This window comes from Nonomuraea guangzhouensis, from assembly GCF_019396345.1.
Lineage (GTDB): Bacteria > Actinomycetota > Actinomycetes > Streptosporangiales > Streptosporangiaceae > Nonomuraea > Nonomuraea guangzhouensis.
Genome location: NZ_JAHKRM010000006.1, coordinates 201,352 through 225,205, shown reverse-complemented (window position 1 = coordinate 225,205; position 23,854 = coordinate 201,352). Strand labels below are relative to the sequence as shown.

28 protein-coding genes and 1 tRNA gene are annotated in these 23,854 nt (G+C 66.1%); 15 read left to right on the top strand and 14 right to left on the bottom strand.

The features are described from left to right. Positions 1–11: 11 nt before the first annotated feature. Positions 12–1,505 (bottom strand): aromatic amino acid ammonia-lyase, encoded by a 1,494-nt coding sequence (locus KME78_RS14015; protein ID WP_219529290.1) that lies wholly within the window; start codon positions 1,503–1,505, stop codon positions 12–14. Between the two features lie 62 nt (positions 1,506–1,567). Between KME78_RS14015 and KME78_RS14010 the strand changes: the two genes are divergently transcribed. Both KME78_RS14010 and KME78_RS14005 read left to right on the top strand, forming a co-directional pair. Next, positions 1,568–3,121: an NAD(P)-binding domain-containing protein gene (locus tag KME78_RS14010; RefSeq protein WP_219529289.1), complete on the top strand. Its 1,554-nt coding sequence runs from the start codon at positions 1,568–1,570 to the stop codon at positions 3,119–3,121. After that, positions 3,105–4,598, top strand: coding sequence for a class I adenylate-forming enzyme family protein (locus tag KME78_RS14005; protein ID WP_219529288.1), 1,494 nt, complete (start codon positions 3,105–3,107; stop codon positions 4,596–4,598). Before KME78_RS14010 ends, KME78_RS14005 begins: the two co-directional genes overlap by 17 nt. Here KME78_RS14005 and KME78_RS14000 read toward each other — a convergent pair. Then, complete coding sequence (locus tag KME78_RS14000; protein WP_219529287.1) at positions 4,585–5,394, bottom strand: maleylpyruvate isomerase N-terminal domain-containing protein; 810 nt, start codon at positions 5,392–5,394, stop codon at positions 4,585–4,587. The genes KME78_RS14005 and KME78_RS14000 overlap by 14 nt on opposite strands. A 106-nt stretch (positions 5,395–5,500) precedes the next feature. On the opposite strand from KME78_RS14000, the gene KME78_RS13995 reads away from it, so the two are divergent. Continuing rightward, the gene (locus tag KME78_RS13995) at positions 5,501–6,187 is read left to right on the top strand and encodes a winged helix-turn-helix transcriptional regulator (RefSeq protein ID WP_219529286.1); all 687 of its coding nucleotides are present in this window, start codon (positions 5,501–5,503) and stop codon (positions 6,185–6,187) included. A 59-nt stretch (positions 6,188–6,246) separates the two neighbouring features. Here the strand turns inward: KME78_RS13995 and KME78_RS13990 are convergent, their stop codons facing one another. From KME78_RS13990 to KME78_RS13955, 8 genes are all read right to left on the bottom strand, one after another. After that, positions 6,247–7,650: a S1 family peptidase gene (locus tag KME78_RS13990; protein WP_219529285.1), complete on the bottom strand. Its 1,404-nt coding sequence runs from the start codon at positions 7,648–7,650 to the stop codon at positions 6,247–6,249. A gap of 102 nt (positions 7,651–7,752) precedes the next feature. Next, a complete protein-coding gene (locus KME78_RS13985; RefSeq protein ID WP_219529284.1) occupies positions 7,753–8,085 on the bottom strand; it encodes a YnfA family protein in 333 nt (110 codons plus the stop codon). Next, entirely contained in the window at positions 8,082–8,522 is a 441-nt protein-coding gene (locus KME78_RS13980) for a MerR family transcriptional regulator (RefSeq protein WP_219529283.1), read from the bottom strand. The genes KME78_RS13985 and KME78_RS13980 overlap by 4 nt, the downstream gene beginning before the upstream one ends. After that, positions 8,519–8,839, bottom strand: a complete 321-nt coding sequence (locus KME78_RS13975; protein WP_219529282.1) for a hypothetical protein — start codon at positions 8,837–8,839, stop codon at positions 8,519–8,521. Before KME78_RS13975 ends, KME78_RS13980 begins: the two co-directional genes overlap by 4 nt. A gap of 307 nt (positions 8,840–9,146) precedes the next feature. Continuing rightward, the gene (locus tag KME78_RS13970) at positions 9,147–10,415 is read right to left on the bottom strand and encodes a hypothetical protein (RefSeq protein WP_219529281.1); all 1,269 of its coding nucleotides are present in this window, start codon (positions 10,413–10,415) and stop codon (positions 9,147–9,149) included. A 417-nt stretch (positions 10,416–10,832) separates the two neighbouring features. Continuing rightward, a complete protein-coding gene (locus KME78_RS13965; RefSeq protein WP_219529280.1) occupies positions 10,833–11,813 on the bottom strand; it encodes a hypothetical protein in 981 nt (326 codons plus the stop codon). 475 nt (positions 11,814–12,288) lie between these two features. After that, positions 12,289–12,579, bottom strand: a complete 291-nt coding sequence (locus KME78_RS13960) for a hypothetical protein (protein WP_219529279.1) — start codon at positions 12,577–12,579, stop codon at positions 12,289–12,291. A 303-nt stretch (positions 12,580–12,882) separates the two neighbouring features. Continuing rightward, complete coding sequence (locus KME78_RS13955; RefSeq protein ID WP_219529278.1) at positions 12,883–13,446, bottom strand: Imm21 family immunity protein; 564 nt, start codon at positions 13,444–13,446, stop codon at positions 12,883–12,885. Between the two features lie 185 nt (positions 13,447–13,631). Between KME78_RS13955 and KME78_RS64245 the strand changes: the two genes are divergently transcribed. Next, the gene (locus tag KME78_RS64245) at positions 13,632–14,156 is read left to right on the top strand and encodes a hypothetical protein (RefSeq protein WP_246651035.1); all 525 of its coding nucleotides are present in this window, start codon (positions 13,632–13,634) and stop codon (positions 14,154–14,156) included. Next, positions 14,135–14,806, top strand: coding sequence for a tyrosine-type recombinase/integrase (locus KME78_RS64240; protein ID WP_308126938.1), 672 nt, complete (start codon positions 14,135–14,137; stop codon positions 14,804–14,806). The genes KME78_RS64245 and KME78_RS64240 overlap by 22 nt, the downstream gene beginning before the upstream one ends. A 221-nt stretch (positions 14,807–15,027) precedes the next feature. Here the strand turns inward: KME78_RS64240 and KME78_RS13945 are convergent. Both KME78_RS13945 and KME78_RS13940 read right to left on the bottom strand, forming a co-directional pair. Continuing rightward, positions 15,028–15,109: transfer RNA gene (locus KME78_RS13945), tRNA-Tyr, on the bottom strand. A gap of 81 nt (positions 15,110–15,190) precedes the next feature. Further along, entirely contained in the window at positions 15,191–15,520 is a 330-nt protein-coding gene (locus KME78_RS13940) for a sulfotransferase (protein WP_308126937.1), read from the bottom strand. Between the two features lie 113 nt (positions 15,521–15,633). Between KME78_RS13940 and KME78_RS13935 the strand changes: the two genes are divergently transcribed. Next, positions 15,634–16,131: a YajQ family cyclic di-GMP-binding protein gene (locus KME78_RS13935; RefSeq protein WP_219529277.1), complete on the top strand. Its 498-nt coding sequence runs from the start codon at positions 15,634–15,636 to the stop codon at positions 16,129–16,131. Between the two features lie 200 nt (positions 16,132–16,331). Here KME78_RS13935 and KME78_RS13930 read toward each other — a convergent pair whose 3' ends face one another. After that, entirely contained in the window at positions 16,332–17,291 is a 960-nt protein-coding gene (locus tag KME78_RS13930) for an ankyrin repeat domain-containing protein (RefSeq protein WP_219529276.1), read from the bottom strand. Between the two features lie 175 nt (positions 17,292–17,466). Here KME78_RS13930 and KME78_RS13925 point away from each other — a divergent pair, with 175 nt between their 5' ends. Next, complete coding sequence (locus KME78_RS13925; RefSeq protein WP_308126956.1) at positions 17,467–18,285, top strand: glycerophosphodiester phosphodiesterase; 819 nt, start codon at positions 17,467–17,469, stop codon at positions 18,283–18,285. A gap of 14 nt (positions 18,286–18,299) precedes the next feature. Here the strand turns inward: KME78_RS13925 and KME78_RS13920 are convergent, their stop codons facing one another. After that, positions 18,300–18,782, bottom strand: coding sequence for a MarR family winged helix-turn-helix transcriptional regulator (locus tag KME78_RS13920; protein WP_219529275.1), 483 nt, complete (start codon positions 18,780–18,782; stop codon positions 18,300–18,302). An 86-nt stretch (positions 18,783–18,868) separates the two neighbouring features. Here KME78_RS13920 and KME78_RS13915 point away from each other — a divergent pair, with 86 nt between their 5' ends. The 8 genes from KME78_RS13915 to KME78_RS13880 all read left to right on the top strand — a co-directional run bounded on the left by KME78_RS13915 (position 18,869) and on the right by KME78_RS13880 (position 23,830). After that, positions 18,869–19,168 carry an antibiotic biosynthesis monooxygenase family protein gene (locus KME78_RS13915; protein WP_219529274.1) on the top strand — a complete coding sequence of 100 codons (300 nt, stop codon included), beginning with the start codon at positions 18,869–18,871 and terminating at the stop codon, positions 19,166–19,168. Between the two features lie 38 nt (positions 19,169–19,206). After that, positions 19,207–19,536 (top strand): hypothetical protein, encoded by a 330-nt coding sequence (locus KME78_RS13910; RefSeq protein WP_219529273.1) that lies wholly within the window; start codon positions 19,207–19,209, stop codon positions 19,534–19,536. A gap of 68 nt (positions 19,537–19,604) precedes the next feature. Beyond that, a complete protein-coding gene (locus tag KME78_RS13905) occupies positions 19,605–20,105 on the top strand; it encodes a hypothetical protein (protein WP_219529272.1) in 501 nt (166 codons plus the stop codon). Between the two features lie 42 nt (positions 20,106–20,147). Continuing rightward, positions 20,148–20,690, top strand: a complete 543-nt coding sequence (locus KME78_RS13900) for a hypothetical protein (RefSeq protein WP_219529271.1) — start codon at positions 20,148–20,150, stop codon at positions 20,688–20,690. A 579-nt stretch (positions 20,691–21,269) separates the two neighbouring features. Then, the gene (locus tag KME78_RS64235; RefSeq protein WP_219529270.1) at positions 21,270–21,524 is read left to right on the top strand and encodes a GntR family transcriptional regulator; all 255 of its coding nucleotides are present in this window, start codon (positions 21,270–21,272) and stop codon (positions 21,522–21,524) included. Between the two features lie 75 nt (positions 21,525–21,599). Beyond that, positions 21,600–22,577 carry an alpha/beta hydrolase gene (locus KME78_RS13890; protein WP_219529269.1) on the top strand — a complete coding sequence of 326 codons (978 nt, stop codon included), beginning with the start codon at positions 21,600–21,602 and terminating at the stop codon, positions 22,575–22,577. Between the two features lie 12 nt (positions 22,578–22,589). Next, entirely contained in the window at positions 22,590–23,354 is a 765-nt protein-coding gene (locus tag KME78_RS13885) for a helix-turn-helix transcriptional regulator (protein ID WP_219529268.1), read from the top strand. 11 nt (positions 23,355–23,365) lie between these two features. Beyond that, complete coding sequence (locus KME78_RS13880) at positions 23,366–23,830, top strand: NUDIX hydrolase (protein ID WP_219529267.1); 465 nt, start codon at positions 23,366–23,368, stop codon at positions 23,828–23,830. Positions 23,831–23,854 lie beyond the last annotated feature (24 nt).

The following is a 23,854-nucleotide window of genomic DNA, read 5'->3' as shown; positions in this document are numbered from 1 at the left end:
CTTTCCGGTTCTTACAGAGGGAGTATCGCGGTGAGCACCTCGACGGCCTTGCGGACATCAGCGTCCAGCGGGCGGTCAGGGTCGACCGGGGGGATCGCCTCGGCCAGGGAGTCGAGGAGTGCCGCGCAGCCGGGGGACGTGGGGCGGCGGGCGCCGACGTGTACTGCCTGCCGCAGTCCCACCGCCAGCGAACCGCAGAGCAGGCGCAGTAGGGCGGCCATGTCGTGGGCGCGAAGGGCGGCCTGGGTGCCGAATGGCACCACGTCCTGGTTGTGCAGGTTGGTCGGCAGGCTCTGCATGCTGGCGGGCACGGCGGCGCGGCGGAGCTCGACGACCAACGCGGTGGTGGCGAGCTGTACCCCCTGCATCCCGTGTTGGCGTCCAGGTCCGGCGGCGAGCATCGGGGGCAGACCACCATTGCGGGCCGGGTCGACAAGGAGGTCGAGCTGCCGCTCGGCGAGGTTGCCGAGCTGAGCGGTGACCATCGCCAGGACATCGGCGGCGAACGCGGCGGGCTGTCCGAAGAAGTTGCCGCCATGCACGACCAGGTCGTCATCGGGGAAGAACAGCGGGTTGTCGCTGACGCTGGACAGATCGGCCTCGACCACACCGTCGACGTAGCGCAGGGCGTCCTCGGCGGCGCCGAGCAGTTGCGGGGAGCAGCGGATGCTGTACGGCTCCTGCAGCGCACGTGTGCCGGTCGGGCTGGTCCCGGCAAGGGTCTTGCGCATGCCGTCAGCGACGTCGATCGCGCCGCGGTGGCCATAGGCGTCGAGTAAGCGCGGGTCGAGGAAGGCCGGGTCGCAGCCGAGCAGATCGACCAGCAGACAGGTGAGCGCCTGCAGCGCGCGGTGCGAGGACCGGATGCTGTCCAGGGCCAGGGCGGTCGCGGCCGTGGTGAGGGAGGTGCCGTTGACGAGCGCGAGGGCGTCGCGTCCGTCGAGCGTCAACGGGGTCAGCCCGGCATGGCGCAGCGCGTCGGCCGCGGGCATCCGCCGGCCGTCGACATACGCCTGTCCCCGGCCACGCAGCGCCTGGGTGGCATAGGCGAGCGGGATCAGGTCTCCGCTCGCGCCGACTGAACCGTAACGTGGGATCGCCGGTACGAACGTCGTCGCGAACATCGCCGCGAGCCCGTCGACCACGTGTGCCGAAACCCCGGACGCCCCCTGCGCGAGAGACCACACGCGCACGAGAATCGCGGCCCGGCTCACATCATGGGCCAGATCCGGCCCCTGCCCGGCACCGAGGTGGGCCAGGGTGTTGTCACACTGGTCCGCCTCCTCCTCCCGGCCGGCGTACCCGACCAGGGCCCCGAAGCCGGTGGTCGCGCCGTAGACCGGGCGTTCCTCCTCCCGCAGCACGCCACGCAGGAAGTCACGGCCGCGCTCGACGCGGCCGCGGACGGCCTCGTCGACCACGACGGACACCGGTGTCGCGGCGCGGTGCAGGTCGGCGGAGCGCAGCGGGGCGCTGAGGTTGATGGCGCCTTCGACAGCGGGCATGCCTGGACCATAGATCGCGGATTCTCAGAATCCTCTGAGAATCCGTCCGTAGCTTTCGGATCATGGCGCATGACTACCTGATCATCGGGGCCGGACCGGCTGGGCTGCAGCTCGCCGCATCGCTGGAACGTAGCGGTCATGACTATGTCGTCCTGGAACGCGGAGCCGGGCCGGGCACCTTCTTCACCCGGTTCCCGCGGCACCGCCAGCTGATCTCCATCAACAAGGTGCACACCGGGTACGAGGATCCGGAGCTGCGGCTGCGGATGGACTGGAACTCGTTGCTGAGCGACGACCCGGAGCTGCTGTTCACCCGCTACAGCGAGAAGTACTTCCCGCAGGCCGACGATCTCGTACGTTACCTGTCCGACTTCGCGGCGGCGACAGGCGTCCGGGTGCACTATGACACCGATGTCGTCCGGATCAGCCGCGACGACGACGGGTTCACCGCCACCGACCGCAGTGGACGCTCATGGCAGGGCAGGCGGCTGGTCATGGCCACCGGCGTCTCCCAGCTGTACGTCCCGCCGATCCCCGGCATCGAGACCGCCGAACGCTACGACACGTTCGAGACCGACCCGGCGTCCTTCGTCGACCAGCAGGTCCTGGTGATCGGCAAGGGTAACTCGGGGTTCGAGACCGCCGAGGCGCTCATGGACAAGGCCGCGGTCATCCACGTCGCCGGGCCGCACTCCATCAAGATGGCCTGGCAGTCGCATTATGTCGGGCACTTACGCGCGGTGAACAACAACTTCCTCGACAGCTACCAGCTGAAGTCCCAGAACACGGTCCTCGACGGCACGGTGGACAGCATCGAACGCCGCGACGACGGTAGCTACCGCGTGATGTTCCGCTACGCCCGTACCGTGGAAGCGCTGCGCGAACTGTTCTACGACCGGGTGATCGTGTGCACCGGTTTCCGGTTCGACGCCTCGGCGTTCGACGACAGTTGCCGGCCCGCGCTGGTCATCAACGACCGTTTCCCCGAACAGACGCCGGCGTACGAGTCGACCACCGTGCCCGGTCTGTATTTCGCCGGGACGCTCACCCAGCAACGCGATTTCAAGAAGTCCACCAGCGGATTCATCCACGGCTTCCGGTATGGGGTGCGCGCGCTCCACCGGATCCTGGCCACCCGCTACCACGATGGAACCTGGCCGGCCGAGAAGGTCGAGCCGACCCCGGACGCGATCGGCGACGCGATCATCGCCCGGGTCAACCGCTCCTCGGCGCTGTGGCAGCAGTTCGGCGTGCTCGGCGACGTCGTCACCGTGGACGGCGCCACCGCGCTGTACCAGGAGGAGGTCCCGGTGGCGTACCTCGCCGACGGCGGGCTCGGCCAGGCCCGGCACAGGTTCGTCATCACCCTGGAGTACGGAGAGGATCACGACACCGTCGACCCGTTCGACATCTCGATCCCGCGGGTCGTCGAGAACGACGCCGCCAACGCTCACGACGCGAGCTACCTGCACCCCGTGGTGCGGCACTACCGCGACGGCACGGCGACCGGCGTCCACCACCTCGCGGAGAACCTGGACAACCGGTGGAACCTGCCGACGGTACATCAGCAGCCGCTGGCCGTCTTCGTCAAGGAATGCCTTGCCGACGTCGGCTGAGCCGTACCCGCGGTCCGTTCTGGACCTCCTTGCCGTGGCCGGGAACCGGCCCGTCTTCGAGCACGGTGCCCGTACCGTCACCGGCTCGCAGCTGCTCGGCCTCGTCCGGCGGATCGCGGCCGGGCTGCGCCGCGCGGCCATCGGGCCCGGGGACGGACTCGCCATGATGCTCGGAGTCACCCCGGAAGCGTTCGCCACGATGATCGCCGGTTACGTCGTGGGAGCTCGGGTCGTCGGTGCGCGGCCCGGACTGTCCGACAGCCAACTGCGCCACGTGCTCCACCAGGGCATCGCAGCGGTCGTGACCGACGCGGCCACGGGAGTGGAGCACGCGCGGCGCACGCTGACCGTCTCCGAGCTGATGGCCGCACCCGACGAGGACGGTCCGCTGCGCCTGTCCGGCCGGCCGGAGGACGTCGCCCGGCTCGTCTACACCAGCGGCAGCACCGGCACACCGAAGGCATGCGCGCAGACCTACGCCGCCATGAACGCCGCGTGGACGGCCCGCCCGGCGGCGTGGCCGCCGGCGATCCGCGAACTGGCCTCCCGGCTGCGGCGTTACCTGGTGTTCGGATCGCTGAGCAGCCAGGTGATGATGGAGTACGGCGTCCTCACGCTTGCCGCAGGCGGGACCATGGTCGTCGCCGAGCCGCCCGCGTTCCCCGAGGCGATCACCAAGTATCGGGCGTCCGCCAGCGTCATCACCGTACCCCGCCTGTACAGACTCGTCGCCGCCCAGCGCAGCGCCCCGGCCGACCTGAGCAGCCTCCGGGCGCTCATGGTGTCCGGATCGCCGCTGGAGGCGTCCCGGCTCCGCGAAGCACTCGATGTGCTCGGCCCGGTGGTGTTCCAGGGCTACGGGCAGACCGAGACCGGCACGATCTCCATGGCCACGCCGTCGGATGTCCCCCCTTCGGTCGGGTTCCCACCCGACGTCATCGACATCGTGATCAGGGACGCGAACGGCAGGCCCGTCCCGCCCGGCGTCGACGGCGAACTGCACGTCCGCACACCCGCGCAGGCGATCGGGTACTGGGCCGAACCAACGGAGACCGCGGAGGTGTTCATCGACGGATGGGTGCGCACCCGGGACCTGGGCCACTTCGACGAGGACGGGCGACTGTACCTGGTCGGACGGACACGGGACGTCATCATCGTCAACGCGAACCTCTACTACGCCGGCCCGATCGAGCGGGCCCTGGCCACCTCCCCTGACATCGCGGAGGCGTACGTGATCGGCACCCCGGACGAGAACACCGGCGAGGCGGCGCACGCGTTCGTGGTACCGGTGGCGGACCGGACCCCCGACCTTGATTCGCTGAGGACGCTGGTCAGCGAGCGGCTCGGCGACGCATGCGTCCCGGCGACCATCACCGTCATCGACGAGACGCCACTGGCGCCGAACGGCAAACCGGACAAGCGCCTTCTGGCGGCCGCGATACCCCGAGCCCTTGGCGAACGGGCTACGGGGGGCTGATGGCGGTGAGCATGCGGGCGAGCTTCCACGGCCGACGCCCCCACGCGGTGAGCTTTCCCGCGACCAACGGTTTGCCTATGCCTCGTCGGCCGATGAACACCAGCATGAGGGCCGCGGGATCGGCCGACAGGTGGGCGTCGACGTCGCGTGCGCCCCCTGTCTGGAGCGTCAACGAACCGCGGGCGAAGGCCATCAATACGCGTCCGCCGCCACGCAGGCGCAGGTCGAAGCGGGCTTGAAAGGATCGGGCCCGGTCCTGGTCCACCAAGGCCGTGGGGGGCAGGACGGCGATGAGCGGGAGCACGGCGCCCTCGATCGCGAGCAGGGCGTGGTGGCGCCGGATCGGCCACGGGCGGCCGACGGCTCGGGCGATGTCATAGCCGTGGATCAGGCATTCTTCCAGCAGGTGGCACGCCACCGCCGCCGGCGGCAGGCGGGTGTCTTGCAGCCAGTCGACGGTGGCGGCCCGTGCGCGCGAGGCGATGTCGTCGAACGTGTCCGCCAGCGCGGCGATGCGATCGGCGAGTAGCAGTGGGTTCCGTTCGTCGTCCCGGGCCAGCATCGTGGCGTTGGCCTCGGCCATGCCCGCCGTCGTCACGGTGGCGTCGGGGAGTGGCCTTGCGGCGATGGCGTCGGTGTCGAGGTGGAAAACGTGAGTCAGGTGAGCTGCGACATCGCCCACCGTCCAGGTACCGACTGAAATCGCATGGGGGTCGGGGACGTTCCGTACGAGTGTGACGAGGTGGGGAACGACCTCCCGCAATGCCGCACGGGCCTGGGCCAAGGTGTCGGTCATCGGTTCACTCCTTGGCGTGAGCGCTTGTGCTGGTGGCCGTCCCATAGCTGGGGTTAGTGATTTGCTTGATATTCTCAAGCACACTTGAAAATGTAAAGTGGTCTCCATGAGTCGGAGCTACGGACAGTACTGCGGTCTCGCTCGGGCACTCGATGTCGTGGGCGACCGGTGGAATCTGCTCATCGTTCGCCAGCTGCTCATCGCCCCCGCCCGCTACCACGAGCTGCTCGATGGGCTCGGCGGTGTGGCCACCAACCTGCTCGCCGACCGTCTTCGCGATCTGGAGACGGCCGGGGTGGTGGAGCGGCGGGTGCCCGAGGAGGGCAACGCCGTCGTGTACGCGCTCACCCCATGGGGCGCCGAGCTGAGGGAGCCGGTGGAGGGCCTCATCCGCTGGTCCACGCCGCTCATGGCGCGCGGGCCTGGCGGCGACCGCTTCCACCCCGAATGGCTCCTCGTCGGCCTGCGCGCCCTCCTCGCGGGCGGGGCGGGCACGCCCCCGGCATCGTCGGTGGGGATCGAGGTCGACGGCCGGCTGCTTCAGCTGCGGGCGACGCGCTCGGGCGTGGAGGTGACCCTGCATGATGGCGCCGATCTGGATGCCGTCGTGCGCGCCGACGCCTCGATCGTTCTCGGGCTGGCAGCGGGTGCGCTCACCTTCGACGACGCCCGTGGGCTCGTCGACATCGAAGGCGATGAAGCCGCCGTACGAGCCCTCCTGGCCCCCCGACGCATCCCTACCGCAAGCTCCACACCAGACAGGGACGCTCCAGACAGGTCAACTCAGGGCTGAGGGCTGCATCGACACGGAGCGTGACGCGGCCGTCGACGGGCCTCATCGGTACGGCGTGGTCAGCGTTGCCAGACGTCGTAGTTTCTGTTCTGGTACAGATACGCCGGCGTGAACGAGCACCGATAGCTGTCACCGGACTTGCGGATCAGGCCTTGGTGGATGCCCATGGCCATGCCACCGTGATACCAGGGGCCGCCGCTGTCGCCGCTGGCGCAGTCGGTCGAGTTCGAGATGACCATGTGCCGCAGGTCGTTGACGGAGACGTTGCGGTAGCGCACGCTGGTGCAGACCCGCCCGCTGATCTTGCCGAACTTGCATGCCGTGTCGCCGACCGCCGGCATGCCTGAACGCGAGTCGGCGTAGCGCTTCTTGCTGAAGTCGTAGTAGAAGGTGCGCGTGGGCGTGAAGCCGCCGGTGTCGTAATACCCGATGTCACCCCACCTGCCCTGATGAGACCAGATCTCCATGACGCCCGTCGATCCGCCGTCAGCACTGTGATTGGTGTACGTGCTGAACTCAGTGCTACCGCAGTGCCCGGCCGTGCCGATCCGCTTGGTGCTGCTGGTGGCGTACTTGAGATTGAACCCCGCGGTGCATCCGGTCAGGTAGCCGCCGCCACGGATGTAATCATCCTGCGGGACCGACACCGGCATGGAAGACACCTCGGCCTCGACCTTGATGCCCGCGCTGAGAGTCCGTACGGACGCGAGCCGGTCGCGGACGGCGTTCAGCTCGGCCGGCGGCATCTCCGCCTCGCGCGATTGCGCGGAGACGTGGATCACGCCGGTCTGGATCTCGTAGTACGTGCTCGCCCCGGCGACCGCCGGGTCCGCCATCGCGGCGGCGTGCGCGTTCTCCGAAGCCTCCGCCAGCTCGGCCTCTGAGAAGCCTCGCCCGCCGACCAGGCGCACCTCTGCGGGAAGCGTCTTCGCGAGCGTGACCGCCTCCTCGGGAATCGCGTTCTTGAACCCGAACCAGGCGCTGGAGCCGTCCTCAGCCCGGACCGCGCCGGAGAACTCCTGCGGGAACGCCGCCTCCAGCTCAGCTGCGACCTTCCGGTAGGCCGACGTCCAACCATGTCGATCGATCGTCTCGGCGAAGCCGGTCCCGGTGTCCCGCGCGAGGGCCGCGAGGTCGTCCAGTTCTACCGCCGACAGGTCGTCGACCATGACATCGGGGATGCTCGCTCTGCCGTCGGGCTGGTTCGCCCAGGCCGTGGGTGAGGTGGCGGCGGTCTCAGCCACGTACGCCTCGACGGCCGCCTCAAGAGTGCCGCGCTGATTGGCGGCCGCGCGTTTGATGCTGTCCAGGATGGGGCGCTCGATCCGGGGCTGGGTCTCCAGGGGCAGGACGACCGTGTCGGCGGCCGCCGCGGCTGGGACATACGCTCCAGCAAGGGGGGCAACCACGAGGGCGGCCACTGCCGTGACGCGGATCAACTGATGACCACGTAATAAGTGCACGGATATCTCCATCGGTATAGGGCGGCCAAAGAGTGCTCAGCGTTCCGTCCGGACAAGCGCATGTCAAGATCAGAAGCTGGCGGCCCCCTTGCCGGACCCTGGTCACCCGCGCGGGGCGTACATGATGACCAGCACGCCGATGATGCAGATGGCCGATCCGATGATGTCCCACCGGTCAGGCTGGAACTTGTCCACCACCACACCCCAGATCAGCGAACCCGCGACGAACACGCCTCCGTAAGCGGCGAGGATGCGACCGAAGTGCGGATCCAGCTGGAACGTAGCGACGAACCCGTACAAGCCAAGAGCGATCACACCGGCCCCGACCCACAACAACCCACGGTTCTCCCTCACCCCCTGCCAGACCAGCCAGGCCCCGCCGATCTCAGCGAGCGCGGCGACCACGAACAGCAGCAGGGAACGCGCGACAGTCACGTTCGTGACTGTAGGGGACTCACCAGATCGGAGAACGGCAACGGACAACGCGGGCTGGCGGCGCACGCCACCAGATCGTCACACCCGGCATCCACGGCCTCGCTCAGCGTCTCCCGAATCGCCTGGAGATCTGCGATCTTCTGCTCCACCTCGGCAACCTTCGCCATCGCCCGCGCTTGCAGACCTTGGTCCGGCCGACCATGATGACGGCCACCCATCTCCACCAGGTCTGCGACTTCGTCGAGGGTGAAGCCCAGCCGTTGCGCCGCCTTGATCACCCGAAGCGTTACCACGGTCTCCGACGGATACAGCCGATGACCACCATGAGTACGCTGCGGCTCTCGTAGCAGACCCCGCCGATGGTAGTAACGCAGCGTCTGAACGTTGACCCCCGCAGCCTCGGCGACCTCTCCCGTCCGCAACCACTGCCGGCTCATGACGCCGCCTGAGCCGCACGAGCCTGGAGACCGTCGAGCACTTTGACATGCGCGGAAGGTACCTCCACGTCCACGACCAGCCGCGTATCGCTGGGAGTGAGGGAGAAAGCGAAGAACGAGCAGCAACTCGTCTCCCGGGCGGTCAGGTCTCTTACGGTCTCCTCCACCTGCGATCCGCCATCCAACGTCAGCCGCAGATGAGTCGGCGCCACGCGCTCCAGCCCACGCAGCGCCGTCGCGAACATCTCGTCGAACTCCGCCACTCGCAGCGGCCGTTCCTCGGTCGGCAGTGCGCATTCAGCCGGTGCCCATTCCATGATCCCTCCCTGCGTCTGGGGGCCGCACGAACGTTCGCCCATGGCTCGACGGTAACCCTGGACCTGGGTACAGGATGCAACCCCCAATCCGTGCCTCCGGCGGGGGTCTGAGGCTCCGGGGAAACCAAAGGGAATCAGGCGATCTACGCGAAAGGCCCGTCACCACGTTTCCACTGGTAATGGGGCTTTTCCCGCTGGTATGGCGGGCGCAAGGTTCGAACTTGCATAGGCTGAGCCGACGGTTTTACAGAGAGCTGACCTTCCCGACCAGCTGGGCAGGAGAAGTGTGGTGCACCCCGGGGTGGAATTACTTCCAACCGAACCGCATTTCGCTCCCTCTGTTGACGGGGAAGGTGTTCATGTTGAGGAACGCATCCTTCATGTTTCCGCCGAAGACACTGGCCGCTGCAGCAGGAGCGGCCGTCAGCACGAACATCGCGATGGTGGTGAGCTGATTACCAAGGAACGCCGCCACCACGCGCATCGCAGGGATGAAGGACAGCGCCGCGTGCGCGATCAAAGCGGCCACCGTGATCGTCGTGGCTACGTACGCGGCCTTGTGCAGCGCGTTCAGTTGCTCGATCAGAGCCGCAAGACGGTTGGCCATCTCGGTAGCGAAGTCCGCGAGGTCGATCCCGCCATGGATGAACCGAAAGATGCGGTCGTCCGCCTTGTTCTTGGCCACGCCGCTCCAATTGGCCAGCGCGAGTTCCTTGAGCGCCGGAAGATCGGACCCGAACAGCGCCCGGGCCCTGGCGGCGACTTCTTCCCACCCGTGCATGGCCCGGTTGAGATCTTCATCCGACGGAATGGTGAGAAGCTCCCACACCACCCCAGCGGTCAACGCCAACAAGGAGAAGCGCTTGGCGAAGCGGAGCTTGCTCACCGTGGACTTGCTCATCACCGCTGACTGCGACTTCACCAAGACGACCCTCAAGGTCTTGGCCTTGCGGTCGAACCGTTCGTAGTAGGTGTACCCCTTGGGGACTGGGGATCTCCCGGTCTCGATCGCCTGGCGAGTGACCGGGTTCGTCAGATGCAGTACAGCCGAGCCTTTCCTGGCAGCTTTGGTCTCGGCGCTTACCTGCTTCCACTCCGGGTACCGTCTCAGCGCCCACGCGTTGACCCCGAGGCCCAGCATGCCGGTACCGAGTAGCCCGCGGAACGCCCAGGTCCCATCGTTGTCGGTATACCTGTCCTGATGGGACAGGTTCAGCTCGGGTTGCTTCTTGAACTTTCCGGAGGAATCGGGGTTCCATCCCACCGTGTACAGGAGGCTGTTCAGCCTGGCGTTCTCCGTGCTCAGGTAACCCTGGTCGGTCTTGGCTGACTTCTCGGCCAACTCTCGGGCTTTCCCCATGGCGAACTCCACCTCGCCGCGCCACGTGGAGACGAACATCGCATACTGTTTCCGGGCGCCCAGCTCCGCGGCCCACCCGAACGCTCCCTGAGAAAGCTGACACTCCGTCTCGAGAACGCGCAGGATCTTGCCCAGTTCGTCGCCGACCTCATCCAGAGCGACGCCAGCGCCCGCCATCGCGCCGAAGGTGTACTGGTACCCGTCCGCTGTCGCCACGTCTGCCCCTGAATCGACTGGCTCTCAAGATCACGGGCCATCGTAGTGAACCCCGATCCGCATGACCAGCGCACACTTGCCGGCCCAAGGTCGTCCAATCCCGAGGTGCCATGGGCTTCTACGAGCCACTCTTCAGGCAAGCTCCGGGATTGGAGTCATGGGGAATGCAGACGCTCCCGAACGGCCTTCCACGAGGTTACCTGCTCTCGCGCCCCCCGATCGGGCAGCAGGGCGGTGGGAGCGCAGCCATCGCTGGCGTTTCCTACCTTCACCCGGGCGACCGCCGACAGACCCGATCCGCACGTTACCTCTGGTTGGAGGCTGCTCGTATCCTGCGAGGATGGTTTACCGCCCTGGTCGGCCGGTGGTCACGCACGCTCAACCCCACGTTCTGATGTTGCCGGAACTCATGCTTCGTCATGCTTCTTCAGCGTGCACGATGCGCGGAACTCTCTTTTCCTGAGGTGGGTGCTCCCCAGGCCCATGAACGCCTTCCAGAACGGCCTGGCCTTGCCTGTCAGCAAACTTCGTGAACAGTTCTTGCGAATAGCCAAAAATAATGGCCCATGCGACTATTTGCGCAGGAGTATCGAGCGCGCTTAGCCCTGGAATGAACCATCCACGCATGAGAACGAGCCCGAGTACAGCGGTAAGCGCCCCCGTGGGAAGCTTCAATATGGCTAGCGCCACCGGGACCGGAAAAGCAGTCGATGTTCCCCTGATCTTCCGCAATGCAGAGGTTGCCGCAATTCCAGCCGCCAATAGTCCCACAATTTCGACGACGATATAATCACCCCAGTCCGCTGTTTTTCGGACTTCCTCCTCAAGATTATCTTTTTTGATTTTAGGTCCGCTGTCGTGAGTTGGGCATACGATGCTGAAAGTACCGTCCGGATCAAGAGGAGTAAAGCACAGCGGTACCGCCTCCGGGAAGAATGATGTAACCAAGAGGAGAGCAATAGCGAGCGCAGATAGGCATGCTGTCATGACACGCACGATACGCACAAAGTTCAGAGCTCGCGCCTCTTCCCGTATTGCGGTCTCCTGCGCCGTGGACACCACCTCGACCGTTGTGATCAGATCGTCAGCGGTCAGTTTCGAGTCGACCTCGGCTGCCTTTTCTGCTATTTTCTCAATACTGATTCGCCCCTCATCTATTACACCGAGGCGTTCTCTGATAATCGGTAGGACGATAGGTAGATACGGTCTTAGCTTCTCTGGCGGCAGGGCTCTCAGCCAGAGAATGCGTGCAGTATTGAAGTGAATCTGCGCGGCGATCGCGCGAGATCCATGCGAGCCCCTGCGATATATATTAGAGTCAAGGATGCTTTCTACCATGTCGAGCTCTTGCATTGCCCCGTTAGTTAGTTCATTGGCGCCAGGATCAATTTGCGTCATGGCACCAATGATGTATCTTAGTTCACGCGCATTTGCGCGGATCTCTTCGCATACCGCACAAGAGCTTCGCTTGCGATTCCATTCGCCAAACCGAGCGCCAAAGAGCTGCTGGATCAGGGACGACGGCATATAAAACGCTCTCCTACAACTGTCAAGACAGATGATCTTCGAGATACGGGATATCACAATAAGACTACTGCGATCCACGTGACGCGCCGTACGAGCGGGCTTCTTTGGAGTAGTAATGCCCTTGCTCTTCAAGAGATTGCAATAAACGGGCGTACAGAAAGAGGTGATGGACTGACAAATCGAGCCCCTGCATTCAAGGGCTGAAGCGTTCTCGGTACGGTCCATCACGAAACGTGAGAATCGTGGTGCCATTCATGATCATTGCACGTATATGGCACGGCGGCTGCTGCGGTGGAACCGAGGCCGAACATCCAGTAGCCGACGAGAGAACGGCCGTGGCGAAAGCTCAGAGGTTGAGGTCCTCTAGTTCGTCCAGAAGATCAGCGATGATCGAATCCTCGTCATCAAAGGTCAGCCACCAATCAGCGAAGGCCCGCCCATACTCGACGAGCGCGGCTTGATAGACGGCGTCGGGGTCCTCGGCCGGCGTCAGCCCGAAGGTGCGCTCCAACCAGGCGACGTGGGCCCCATGGGCGGGCTCGTCCTCGTCTTCTGCCGCAAGTAGGCGGAACAGCTCAGGTAGATCCCGTGCTGCGATGTACAGGTCGCCCTCGTCCCCGCAGAAGATCACCGTCATACTTCCACAGGGCGTAGAAGGAGCCTGAGGCCGTTGCCTGGGCGAACGGGATGAGATGGTCGCGCATCTCGGCGGACGGCTCGGCACCGAGAGCGGAGACGCGACCGTACTCAAACAGCTCGAAGCCGCGAGAATAGGGCTCCCCGTCGAGGCTGTCCTCGAATTCCTTGAGGAGGTTGAGCTCGGGTATCGGGGAGAATGTGGCACCCATGTTGCCTCCAAGGGGTGGATGTGTGCGGCCCACCTACGACTCCTGACCACATGATCCGTGGAAGGGCATAGGGGGCGGAGTACGCCCAAGGCTCAGATCGCTGGCTGGAGTTCGACGAGGATCATCCAGTTGTCCTCGTCCTTCGTGTAGGTGGCTCGGACCCTGTACTGGCCGGGCTCGAGATCGATGATGAGTCGCTCCTCAGGCTCCAGCTCAGCGCCGGGAATGGCGGAGTCAAAGAGTATGGCTGCCTCTCGTACCTCCCAGTTCAGGTGCTCGTCGTCGTCCCAATCCGGCTCCGTTGCGAGGGCTCGCTTGGCTGCCGTGACCAGCTCGGCTTCGGAGTTTGCGGCAGCCCAGCGCAGAAAGAGGCGTTCAGTCGGCAGATAGGTCGTCATGGCAGGTTCGTCGCCGAGGACAAGGGCCTGCTGCGTACCAACGGCAACGAGGCCGATGTAGCCCTGAACGGCACAGGCGCGGCCGTAGTCACCCCAGGTCTCTACGGGACCGTCGTTGTCATCCACACCCGCCCAGCTGTTCAGCTCGGACTTGGGGACGGCGATTAGTGGCCCTCCTGCGGTGCTGACCCAGGTATGCAGCACTGATGGCCTCGCTTTCGCTGTGTGATCGTTCTTGGGTGGAGAGAGTACGGGCATCGGCCAAATCCTTGGAAGGGGAGCACAGACGATCCACTGTCTACTTATGACCGAAGCAGTGCCAACATGCCAGGCCACACGTCGCCCGCAAGCGCTCCTCCAAGACCTACCGAACCAAGGCCCTGGCCGACAGCTTCCTGTCCGACCTACGGCAGGCCGCCAAGCGCGGTGAAGCGTTCGACGTGATGTCCGGGCTGCCCACATCCATGATCAAGGCCAAGGACGCTCAGAGCGTCCTGGAGTTCGCCCAGGCGTTCATAGAGATGAAGTGGCCACACGCGGCGGCCAAGAGCCGCGACAGCATGTCCGACGCCCTCGCAACGGTCCTGCCCACACTGAGCAAGGATCGAGCAGGCCGCCCGGACACTCGCGAGCTTCGCACCGTCCTGCGCAAGTGCCTGCTCCTGCCAGAGGACAAGCGACCGGATGTGCCGCAGCAGCACAGCGCGGTGGCGGCCTGGCTGAAAGCTGCCTCACTCGACCTGGCGAGCCTGGAGGAGGCCAAGACGGTACGGCTCGCCCTGCACGCCCTGACCTTGTGCCTCGACGGCAAGGCGGCGGCCTCCACAACCATCGCCCGCAAACGCGCCGTCTTCCACGCTCTCTTGGAGTACGCAGTGGAGCTGGAGGAACTTTCGGCAAATCCGCTGCACAAGATCAAGTGGAAGCCACCCAAGACAACGGAGACGTGGACCCTCGCGTCGTGGTGAATCCGCGCCAGGCGCAGGAGCTGCTGACCGCGGTGACCTACGTAGGACAGCGCGGCAGGGGCCGGCGCCTCATGGCCCTCTTCGCCTGCATGTCCTACGCCGCCCTACGTCCGGCCGAAGCAGTCGGCCTACGACTGCAAGACTGCCACCTGCCCAAGTCCGGCTGGGGGCGGCTCACGATCGACGTGTCCCGGCCAGAGGTCAACACCCAGTGGACCGACAGCGACCACGCCCATGAAGAACGCGGCCTCAAGCACCGTGGCAGGCAAGACGTCCGCCCGGTGCCCATCCCACCAGAACTGGTCAAGATCCTTCGCGAGCACATCGCGGAATACGGCACAGCCAAGGACGGCTGCATCTTCAGCAGCGAACGCGGTGGCGTCGTGGCCTCAACCGCCTACACCGAGGTCTGGCAGGCCGCTCGCCTCCTGGCCTTCGCACCCGCCCAGGTCGCCTCTCCGCTCGCCAAACGCCCGTACGATCTCCAGCACGCGGCCGTCTCACTCTGGCTCAACGCGGGCGTCCCAGCCCCGGACGTGGCCGAGAGGGCGGGCCACAGCGTCGATGTCCTGCTGAGGGTCTACGCCAAGTGCATCGACGGCCAACAGGAGATCGCCAACAAGCGGATCGGCGACGCCCTCGCCGCATGACCACGTCCCAACCGCGCCCAGAACCCCGGCCCACCACCGGGGCTCTTCCTCTTGGCCGCGTATTGGCCGAATCCGGCCGCCGACCTGCGGAAACGTGCTCAAGATCATTGCATGTATATTGGTGGACCAGCGACAACGGGCCGCTCAGAGCGGCATCCGGCTGCACACCCCTGAAATGCAGAAGAGGCCCCGTAGGGCCTCTGAGCTGCGCTTATTGCGTGTGGCAGGTGCAAGGTTCGAACTTGCGTAGGCTGAGCCGACGGTTTTACAGACCGCTCCCTTTGGCCACTCGGGCAACCTGCCGCGTCATCCGCTCTCGCGGCGACAGACAGAAGAATAGCGGACTTCCGAGGTACACGTGACACCGGTTTGTCCCACGCCGGATCACACCTCCCGGCTTCGCCGAAACAACAGTGGCCCCACCGCCCTCGCGAACATGTCCGCGTCGGAGGCCTGCGGGAACGGCTCCTCCGGCACCAGGACGCCGAGGAAGTCGCACAGCGGCTCCCAGCTCTGGGTCCCTAGGGTCAAGCACAGGGGGCGCGCTCCCAGCCGCTCGAGCGCGCTGTTCATGGACACCGTTCCCGTACGACCGAAGCCGACCCCGATCACCTGCATGACGCCTGCCAACTCGACCGGAAACTGCCCTAACAGGCAGGCGATGCCGACGATCCGCCGGCATGACGCGTGGATCAAGGCCCGGCTGCCCTGCACGACGCCCCGATGCTGGCTAGGCTCGTACGCTGGGGTCCGCGTTCGCAGGGGGCGCGTTTCGAGGTCCGCAAGAACTGGAACCGGATACCGCCTAATGCTTACGCAGCGAGAGGATGTGCGTTTTGGCCGATTCATCTTTCGACATTGTCAGCAAGATCGACCGCCAGGAGGTCGACAACGCGCTGAACCAGACGGTCAAGGAGATCGGACACCGCTTCGACTTCAAGGGCACCGGGGCGAGCATCAGCTGGTCCGGGCAGAGTATCGAGATCAAGGCCAACAGCGAGGAGCGGGCCGGGGCCGTGCTCGACGTGTTCAAGGAGAAGGTGATCAAGCGAGGCCTCTCCCTGAAGACTCTCGACGCGGATGAGCCCAAGCTGTCCGGCAGGGAATATCGCCTGCTGGTCGCGCTCAAGGAGGGCATCGACCAGGAGAACGCCAAGAAGATCTCCAAGCTGATCCGCGACGAGGGACCCAAGGGCGTCAAGGCCCAGATCCAGGGTGAGGAGCTGCGGGTCAGCTCGAAGAAGAAGGACGATCTCCAGGAGGTCATGTCCCTGCTCAAGGGCAAGGACCTGGACATCGCCCTGCAGTTCGTGAATTACCGGTAGCGGGCGCCCACCGTACGCCAGAAAGTGTCCGGGGCACACGGCCGAGCGCGCTGTCCACGAGGGCACGCGTCTTCTCCTGTGCCTCGGGCCGCTCCCCCGCATGCGTGCTGAGCGTGATCACCGGCGTGGAGTGACCGCGAGCGAGCTCTGCGGTCTTCGCCGAGGCGCCCCGCGGATCGGCGAAGCGGCGAGGGCCGGCGTCAGTGCCAGTAGTCGCCGTCCGGTAGCCGCACCCACATGTCGGGCGAGCCGTTGACGGCTGCGGCGTTGGTCAGCCGTAGTCCCGCGTAGGCGCAGCAGTAGGCCACGGCGTTGTACCGGTAGAGGAACGCGGCCAGGATCTCGTCGGCCGAGTCGTCGGGCGACGGGTCCCCGCCGCCCGGGTGCAGATCTCGGCCCTCGGTGACGCCGTCACGGACAATGCTCCCCTGGTTCCCGCTCTTGGGGTTGGCGTAGAGCCCGTAGCAGACGGTGCCCGCTGACAGCAGCCTCATGACCCGGGGCATCTCCGGCCCGTATCCCCAGGGCTGGCTGACGACACATCCGCCGGGCACATCCGTGATGCCGACCGTGAGGATGCTTTCGTCATCGTCGTCGTATCCGAGCTCGTCGACCTCTGCCTCCTCGACCGGTGCGGCCGACAGCCGCCTTGCCGCTTCTGCCGCGGTGATGCCGGCCACGCAGGCCAGCCCGGTGCCCTCCACGTACAGCGTGCCCAATGCCGCGATCAACCGCCTGGACTCCGCCGCCGCCTCAATCTCCGCTGTGAACAGGCCCGCCTGACCGGGCGGCACAAGAAACAGATTCGGGGTGAGTCCTGCCAGGCTGAGCCGTCCGGGTGACCAGCCGCCCATCATTGGCCGCCACGGGTCGGCTCCTGCGTCGGCCAGTGCGCGAGCGTTGTCGGGGCGGTTGGCGAAGACGGCTTGCCAGAGCGCGGTACGGCCCTCATGCTCAGCGTCGACATCGTCCACGCGCCGGGCCAGCTCCGTGACGACTTCCGGCGAGCCTTTCCCAGCTGCGGCGTGTAACGGTCGTACGGAGATGAACACGCCCGAGTTGGGGTCCGCGCCTGCGTCGAGCCGGGCACGGATCAGGGCGAGGTCGGTCCAGTCATCCCAGCCGACGCCGGACCAGCCGAGTCGCTCATTGACAGACATGGCGCTCCTTGGAAGGACGTACTGAAAGTGCGTGTCGATCATGGCGGACAGGGCTGACAAATTCGGCGATCCCTGCGCCAGTTGCGACAGCAGGCAGCCAGGGCTTGGTGGTTGCGAGCGTTGCGCGGGATGTGCCAAGGTCGCGGGACTTGCATGATCGAAAGGTGGGATCTTGGTGTTATCGCGTGTCGCAGGCGGGCTGGCCGTGGGTGTGCTGGCGACCGTACTGCCTGCGAGCAGTCCCGCAATGGCGAGCGCCGCGCTCCCACCATGTCCGCAGATCTTCGGTCACGGCGGCTATCCCAGCGGCGCCAACGGCGCCGACACCTGGAACAGGGATCAGGTACGCCAGCCCAACAACCCCACAGCGATCCGGAAGTACAAGGCTTGGGGTGCGGCAGGGGTCGAGGCGGATTTACAGCTCACCAAGGACGGTACGAAGGCCGTCATGTGGCACAACACCTCCACCTGGGGCCTGAGCGGCGCCAAGAAGAACATCACCGACATCTGGTGGGCCGCCGGTGACACCGCACTCAAGGGTCGGACGATCAACCGGGGCCTCTTCGACGGGGAGACCGTCTACACCTTCCGCGAGTGGCTGGCCGCCATGAAGGCCGACGGCATGATCGGACTGGTCGAGATCAAGCCCGAGACCCGGCGGTTCCTGCTCGGCGCCGACGCCGCGATCAAGTCGCGGGCCTGGGCGGAGGTGCTGAACCCGGTCAAGGAAGGGTACGCGTCGCAGGAGATCATCCTGTACTCCCATGATGCCGACCTTCAGGCCGAGCTCAAGCGGCGCGTCACCGCTGCGGGCCTGGCTCGGGTGCTGACCGGCGGGCCCAGTTGGCCGGAGGTCACCAAATGGGAGGAACCGCCGCCCTCGTGGAAGCTGAACGAGAGTGCCTGGCAGGCCGCACTCGAGCGGCAGGCCAAGCGGGTCGCGACCGACTACACGCCCCAGCTCAGCGCCTGGCTCAAGGGGAAGTGCCAGTAGCTGTTGACGCGGGCTCACACTTCGGAACCCTCAGCCAAGGCGTTCTCCCGCCAGGCGCGCTGCCGCGTTGTTATCTCGCGCAGGAGGCGCTCGAACTCGGCGTACACGTCGGCGCCAATGGCGTGCGTGTGCCGGTGCTCGATCGCGGCCAGGATGGCGTCCGAGCGGCTCATCTGGTCCAGCCCGTGCGCAGTGGGCACGATGAGCTTGGCGCGGCGGTCACTGGGGTCGGGGCGGCGTTCGACGTAGCCGAGAGCCTCTAGTTCGTCGATCAGCTTGCCGACGACCTGCTTGTGCTGCCCCGACGAGCGGGCCAGATCGGTGGCACGGCTGCCCTCGGCATCCAGGTAGGCCAGAACCGCCCCATGCTGCGGTCGCAGGCCGGGATGTCCCTGCTCGGCGAGGGTGTCGAACAGTTCCTCCTGTACGGCGAACAGTAGTCGGCTGGCGAGCACCCCCAGATCAGGATCCGTCTGTTTCCGCTCGCTACGCCTCATGGCCCGCCTCCTAAGTAGTCACCTTTATTGACTATATACTTGGGTGACTATAACGTTCACACCGTACCGCGATTGAGGAGGAGCCCATGAGCACAACCATCGAACTGACCCGCTTCAAGGTGCGCCCTGACCATGCGGAGGCGATGCTGGCGGCACGCCCGGGGATGCTGGCCGACTTCCGCGGCGACCGGGAGGGCTTCCTCGGCGCCCGTCTGGTGCGGTTGCCCGGAGACGAGTGGCTGGACGTTGTCGAATGGCGCTCGGCGGAGGACTTCGCCGCCTCGCGTGCCAAGGGCGCCAACCTGCCGGGCATCGCCGCCTTTTTCGGCACCATCGCCGAGTTGGTCAGCGCTGAGGAGGGCGTTCTGGCCGACGCCGACATGTAGCCGTGTAAAAGACATCAGCGGAAGAGAACCTATCGCACATGATCACCGACATTCAGGACACTGCCAACAGCCGGTCCGTACGGGCCATGGGTCCCGCGTCGTCGGGAAGCGTAGGGAACGCACGCGGCCTGGCGAAGATGTACGCCGCGATCATCAGCGATGTGAACGGCCGAGGGCCGCTGCTGCGGGCCGGCACCCTGGCCGCGTTCACCAAGCTCCATTCCCGGGGCATCGACCTGGTGACGGGCGAGCGCGATCACTGCCTGCTAGGTTTCGAGGCCCAGCACATTCGGTATCCGTTTCTCGGCGCCGACGCCTTCGGCCACAGCGACGCGGTGGGCGCACAGGCGTTCGCGGACCCCGCCTAGCCACCGCAGTCCTACGCGCGGCCACGCGATAGGGACCTTCGAACCGATCTCATCAGGAGCCTGTCACGATGACCATGCTTGTTCACATCACCGCCGCCAAGAACACGCGGTCAATGCGACGCAGCGGCATCCGGGCGGTGAGCGGTGGGCATGAGGGGGTCTCTGGCATCTATTGCCTGCCGGTGCTCCCGTCGTACCAGATCACCCATCAGTGGGTCCGCGAGCTGCGGCGAGGCGGGCAGCGAACGCTTGTCGCCGTCTATTTCAGGATGCCTGATGACGAGCCTGTGCAGGTCGGCCACTACAGCCGGTTTCCCGCCGAGATGGCCAGCTCCGAAGCGGCGGCGCTGATCGCGGCCCAGCCGGATGCACGCGGGTACGAGTTCTTCGTCTCGCGGCCCATCAGGGCCGACGAGATCCACCGCATCCGCGGCGTCAATCGGGTGACGGGGTGGCGCTACATGCCGGACGCCCATGGAAGACCGCCATGCGCGTGCCCGATCTGCAATCCCTCTGGCCAGTACGGCGCGGCCAAGATCCGGGCAGCCTTCGGTGATACGGACGACTAGCCTTGCCTGGCCCAGGCGACACGATACGGATCTGGATGTTGGGTGAACGAGGAAATCAGTGAGGAGCTACGAGGCAAGCTGATCGAGCTCGCACGGCTCCAAGACGGCGAAGCTGGCGACTTGACGGACGAGCATGAACGCTGGGAGCTCTACCGAGTCGCGATCGAAGATGGCATCGGAGTAGCCGAGCTTTTCGATCTGATCTCGCTGGAGCCGGATTCTGTGTTGGCCTCTTCTGTAGTCATACAAATGGTCGAGCGCTCAGCTCCTGACGAACGACGGTCATGGGTCGCTCGGCTTCCGGCAGAGGGTCAGGGCTATGCGGATGGGCGGGTGGTCGAGCTGGAGACGGTGGACAAACTCTGCTCTGGCGAGATTCCGCATGATCAGGTGACTGACAGCTTGGAAAACTGGTCCAACTGGCTCCAACTCCGGATTACCGAGTTCGTTGAGGACACTGCAGTGTTGAGGATCCTGGCAGAGCAGGGCAGGACCAAGAGAGTGCGCAGGCAGGCCGCAGAGGCCCTGCACCACCTTTGCGGCGGCCCGCCCGGCCGTTTCCGGCTGCGCGATCACCGCGCCTGACCCCGCAAGATCCGTGACCACAGCTCCTCAGCGGCACGGGCCGACAGCCAAGCACTCTCCATGATCGCTGACGTCTCGTCTGAGGGGCGACGGACGAACCACAGTCCGCCCGCCGCACACAGCTCGAACACCGGGCGCTGACAGTCGCACGTGTGCTCGCGCACCCGCACCCGATCCGCGCGAGGCCGACTCGGCTCCCAGCCCACTGGCTCTACTCGCGCGTACGGAGCGGCTACGTGCAGCCCGTGGTACTCGGCGAGGAACGTGGAGGTGTCCACGACATCACCGCCGGAGGTGCTGGTCTTGGAGGAGCGCTACGAATGTAGCCACATCATCGGCGCTCACCGTCTGGTGTTGCCCGCCTTCAATCTCAGCGTTCCGGAGCCGTACGCCACTCCTGGTCGCGTAGAAGACGCCTGCGTCGCTTTGGAAGAACGACCAGCCGGGGAAAGTGGCGCGAAGCGCGTCAAGGTCATAGCCGGGTGTTGTCATGGCCCCACGCTAAGGCAGGTTGTCTATAGGGGTCCATAGGGCCATCCGGTATGCGATGGAAGTCCACAGTTTCCTACAGTGGGAATCGTGATCGACTTTCGTGAGGATCAGCCGAGATGGCAGCAGGTTGCCCAGGTGATCCGCGAGCGCATCACTGCGGGGACATATCGCCCAGCCTCACGTGTGCCGAGCGAGAACGACCTCATGCAGGAGTTCGGCATCGCCCGGATGACCGCCCACAAGGTGATGAGAGCTCTCCGCGAAGAGGGAGCCATCTACACCGTTCGTGGCATGGGCAGTTTTGTCAGCCCACCCGACACCACGGCCCCGTCCGAGGCATAGCCCGCACTGCTTGTGATGCAGGTCACCACGCAACCGTGACAGTACGGTGTCGCGCCCCCAGCCGAACCTGACCCCATGACCCCACCCACCATCCTCGTCACCGGACTCGACCCGAACGACCTCGCCGAGACCCGCGCCGCCAACGACCGCCTGGAAGCGCTGCTCGACCGCCAAACCCCCCTCCACGTGCAGAATGACCCGCCCGCCGCCCGCTCCTTCCAGCGTTCGGGTGGCGGCGGGTTCCCCACCGCGGCCCTCCTCCCGGAGGGGAGTTGGCGGACCGCCGGCGGCCGGATCCCGCTGCGGGTCTTCTTGCCGCCGGACGGGCGGGCGCCGGCGGGTGTGTTCCTGCACTACCACGGTGGCGGAGGAGTGATCGGCTCGGCGGATGGCCAGGATCCGCGGCTGCGTGATCTGGCGGTCAACTGCGGCATCGCCGTCGTCAGCGTCGAATACCGGCTGGCGCCCGAACATCCCTACCCCGCCGCCATGGACGACGCGGAGCAGGCCGCGCTCTGGCTGCTGGAGCACGCCGCCGCCGAGTTCGGGACCGAGCGGTTGGTGATCGGTGGTGAGTCGGCGGGGGCTCGGTTGTCTGTGACCACCTTGCTGCGGTTGCGGGACCGGCATGGACTGGTGCCCGGCGAGGTGTTCCGCGCCGCGCAGTTGTCCTTCGGCACGTACGACCTCGCGCACGGGACGCCGAGCAGTCGCCTTGCCGGGGAACGCAATCGGCTGATCAACGCCCCGATCCTCAAGTGGTTCCGCGATCAGACGCTGCCGGGGCGGCCGCTGGAGGAACGCCTTGATCCCGACATCTCGCCGCTCTACGCCGAGCTGGGTGGGATGCCCCTCGCACGGTTCACCGTGGGCACGGCCGATCCGGTGCTGGATGACACGCTGTTCATGGCGGCCCGCTGGTGGGCGGCGGGGAACGCGGCCGAGCTGGTGGTGGCGGCCGAGGGGTGGCATGGGTTCACGCTGCAGCCCACGGCCCTGGCTCGGCGCGAGCTGGCGGGTCAGGAAGACTTCATCCGACGCCACCTCGCCTAACCTGATAGCGCCATGAACCGTACCGAACGCCTGTATGCGCTGGTCGACGAGTTGCGGGCCATCGCGCCTCGGCCCCGGACGGTCGGGTGGCTGGCGGACAGGTTCGGGGTGTCGCGGCGTACCGTACAGCGCGATCTGCAGGCGCTGATGGAGACCGGTGTGCCGGTGCGGAGCGAGGCGGGGCAGTACGGCGGGTGGTTCATCAACCGGAACACCGCCCTGCCGCCGATCAACCTCACCGCCGCGGAGGCGCTCGCGGTGGCGGCGGCGCTGGCCGGGGCCGAGGACGCCACCCCGTTCTCAGCCGCGGGTCCGGGCGCGATGCGGAAGCTGGCCGCCGCGCTCGGCGAGTCCGCCGCCGAGGAGGTACGCGCGCTGACCGAGCGGATCCATGTGCTGCCCTCCCGTACCGTGCCGGGCATCCTCGCCGCCGTCGAACAGGCCGTGGCGCGGCAGCGGGTGGTCTGGATCCGGTACGCGGACTCGAACGGCCGGGAAAGCGAGCGGGAGGTCGAGCCGGGCGGGCTGCTGGCCTCCGGAGGCTCCTGGTATCTGATCGGCTGGTGCCGTAGCCGTCGTGCGGGGCGCGGGTTCCGCCTGGACCGCATCCGCGCCGCCGAGCTGCGCGACGAACCCTCCCCAGCCCGTACGATCGCCGCGCTCGATCACGACCTGGCCGATCGCGCCCGCCAGGCGGAGACGCTCCGTTCGCTCAGTGGGCCGACGCCAAAGCGACCGCCCCAGGAATCACCCACAATTCGGAGAACACGCGCATAAGCTCAACTGACGTGACGAAGATCCCCCTCCGCCGTTTCACCGGCCGTGCCCTGCCCATCGACGAACAGGGCAGGGTGCTCCTGCTCCACGGTTTCGACCCCGACCGGCCTGACGAGCCGTTCTGGTTCACCATCGGCGGCGCCGCGGAGGACGGTGAGACGCTCCAGGAGGCCGCGCTGCGTGAGCTGCACGAGGAGGTCGGGATCCGGGCCGGCGCCGACCAGATCACCGGGCCGTACGGGACGAGCACGATCGAGTTCTTCTTCGCCGAGTACGCCGTCACCCAGGACCAGACGTTCTTCGCGATCCGGGTGCCCGGGGACACGACCATCTCGTACGAGCACATGGAGGAGATCGAGAAGGACACCACGCTGGGTCACCGGTGGTGGAGCGTCGAAGATCTGGAAGCCACCGACGAGATCTACTTCCCGGAGGATCTCGCCGCCATCGTACGCAAGATCAATTCGGCTGCTTGACGGCTGTAAGGCGATTGTTTTAAA

Bases quoted from the DNA above. Each gene is read 5' to 3' on its own strand.
- KME78_RS13890 (WP_219529269.1), top strand. From the start codon at position 21,600: ATGACCCCACCCACCATCCTCGTCACCGGACTCGACCCGAACGACCTC.
- KME78_RS13935 (WP_219529277.1), top strand. From the start codon at position 15,634: ATGTGCGTTTTGGCCGATTCATCTTTCGACATTGTCAGCAAGATCGAC.
- KME78_RS13910 (WP_219529273.1), top strand. From the start codon at position 19,207: ATGATCACCGACATTCAGGACACTGCCAACAGCCGGTCCGTACGGGCC.
- KME78_RS13975 (WP_219529282.1), bottom strand. From the start codon at position 8,839: ATGGAATGGGCACCGGCTGAATGCGCACTGCCGACCGAGGAACGGCCG.
- KME78_RS13905 (WP_219529272.1), top strand. From the start codon at position 19,605: ATGACCATGCTTGTTCACATCACCGCCGCCAAGAACACGCGGTCAATG.
- KME78_RS13980 (WP_219529283.1), bottom strand. From the start codon at position 8,522: ATGAGCCGGCAGTGGTTGCGGACGGGAGAGGTCGCCGAGGCTGCGGGG.
- KME78_RS14010 (WP_219529289.1), top strand. From the start codon at position 1,568: ATGGCGCATGACTACCTGATCATCGGGGCCGGACCGGCTGGGCTGCAG.
- KME78_RS13915 (WP_219529274.1), top strand. From the start codon at position 18,869: ATGAGCACAACCATCGAACTGACCCGCTTCAAGGTGCGCCCTGACCAT.
- KME78_RS13960 (WP_219529279.1), bottom strand. From the start codon at position 12,579: ATGACGGTGATCTTCTGCGGGGACGAGGGCGACCTGTACATCGCAGCA.
- KME78_RS13965 (WP_219529280.1), bottom strand. From the start codon at position 11,813: ATGACGCAAATTGATCCTGGCGCCAATGAACTAACTAACGGGGCAATG.
- KME78_RS13930 (WP_219529276.1), bottom strand. From the start codon at position 17,291: ATGTCTGTCAATGAGCGACTCGGCTGGTCCGGCGTCGGCTGGGATGAC.
- KME78_RS13920 (WP_219529275.1), bottom strand. From the start codon at position 18,782: ATGAGGCGTAGCGAGCGGAAACAGACGGATCCTGATCTGGGGGTGCTC.
- KME78_RS13955 (WP_219529278.1), bottom strand. From the start codon at position 13,446: ATGCCCGTACTCTCTCCACCCAAGAACGATCACACAGCGAAAGCGAGG.
- KME78_RS14015 (WP_219529290.1), bottom strand. From the start codon at position 1,505: ATGCCCGCTGTCGAAGGCGCCATCAACCTCAGCGCCCCGCTGCGCTCC.
- KME78_RS64245 (WP_246651035.1), top strand. From the start codon at position 13,632: ATGTCCGGGCTGCCCACATCCATGATCAAGGCCAAGGACGCTCAGAGC.
- KME78_RS13885 (WP_219529268.1), top strand. From the start codon at position 22,590: ATGAACCGTACCGAACGCCTGTATGCGCTGGTCGACGAGTTGCGGGCC.
- KME78_RS13995 (WP_219529286.1), top strand. From the start codon at position 5,501: ATGAGTCGGAGCTACGGACAGTACTGCGGTCTCGCTCGGGCACTCGAT.
- KME78_RS14000 (WP_219529287.1), bottom strand. From the start codon at position 5,394: ATGACCGACACCTTGGCCCAGGCCCGTGCGGCATTGCGGGAGGTCGTT.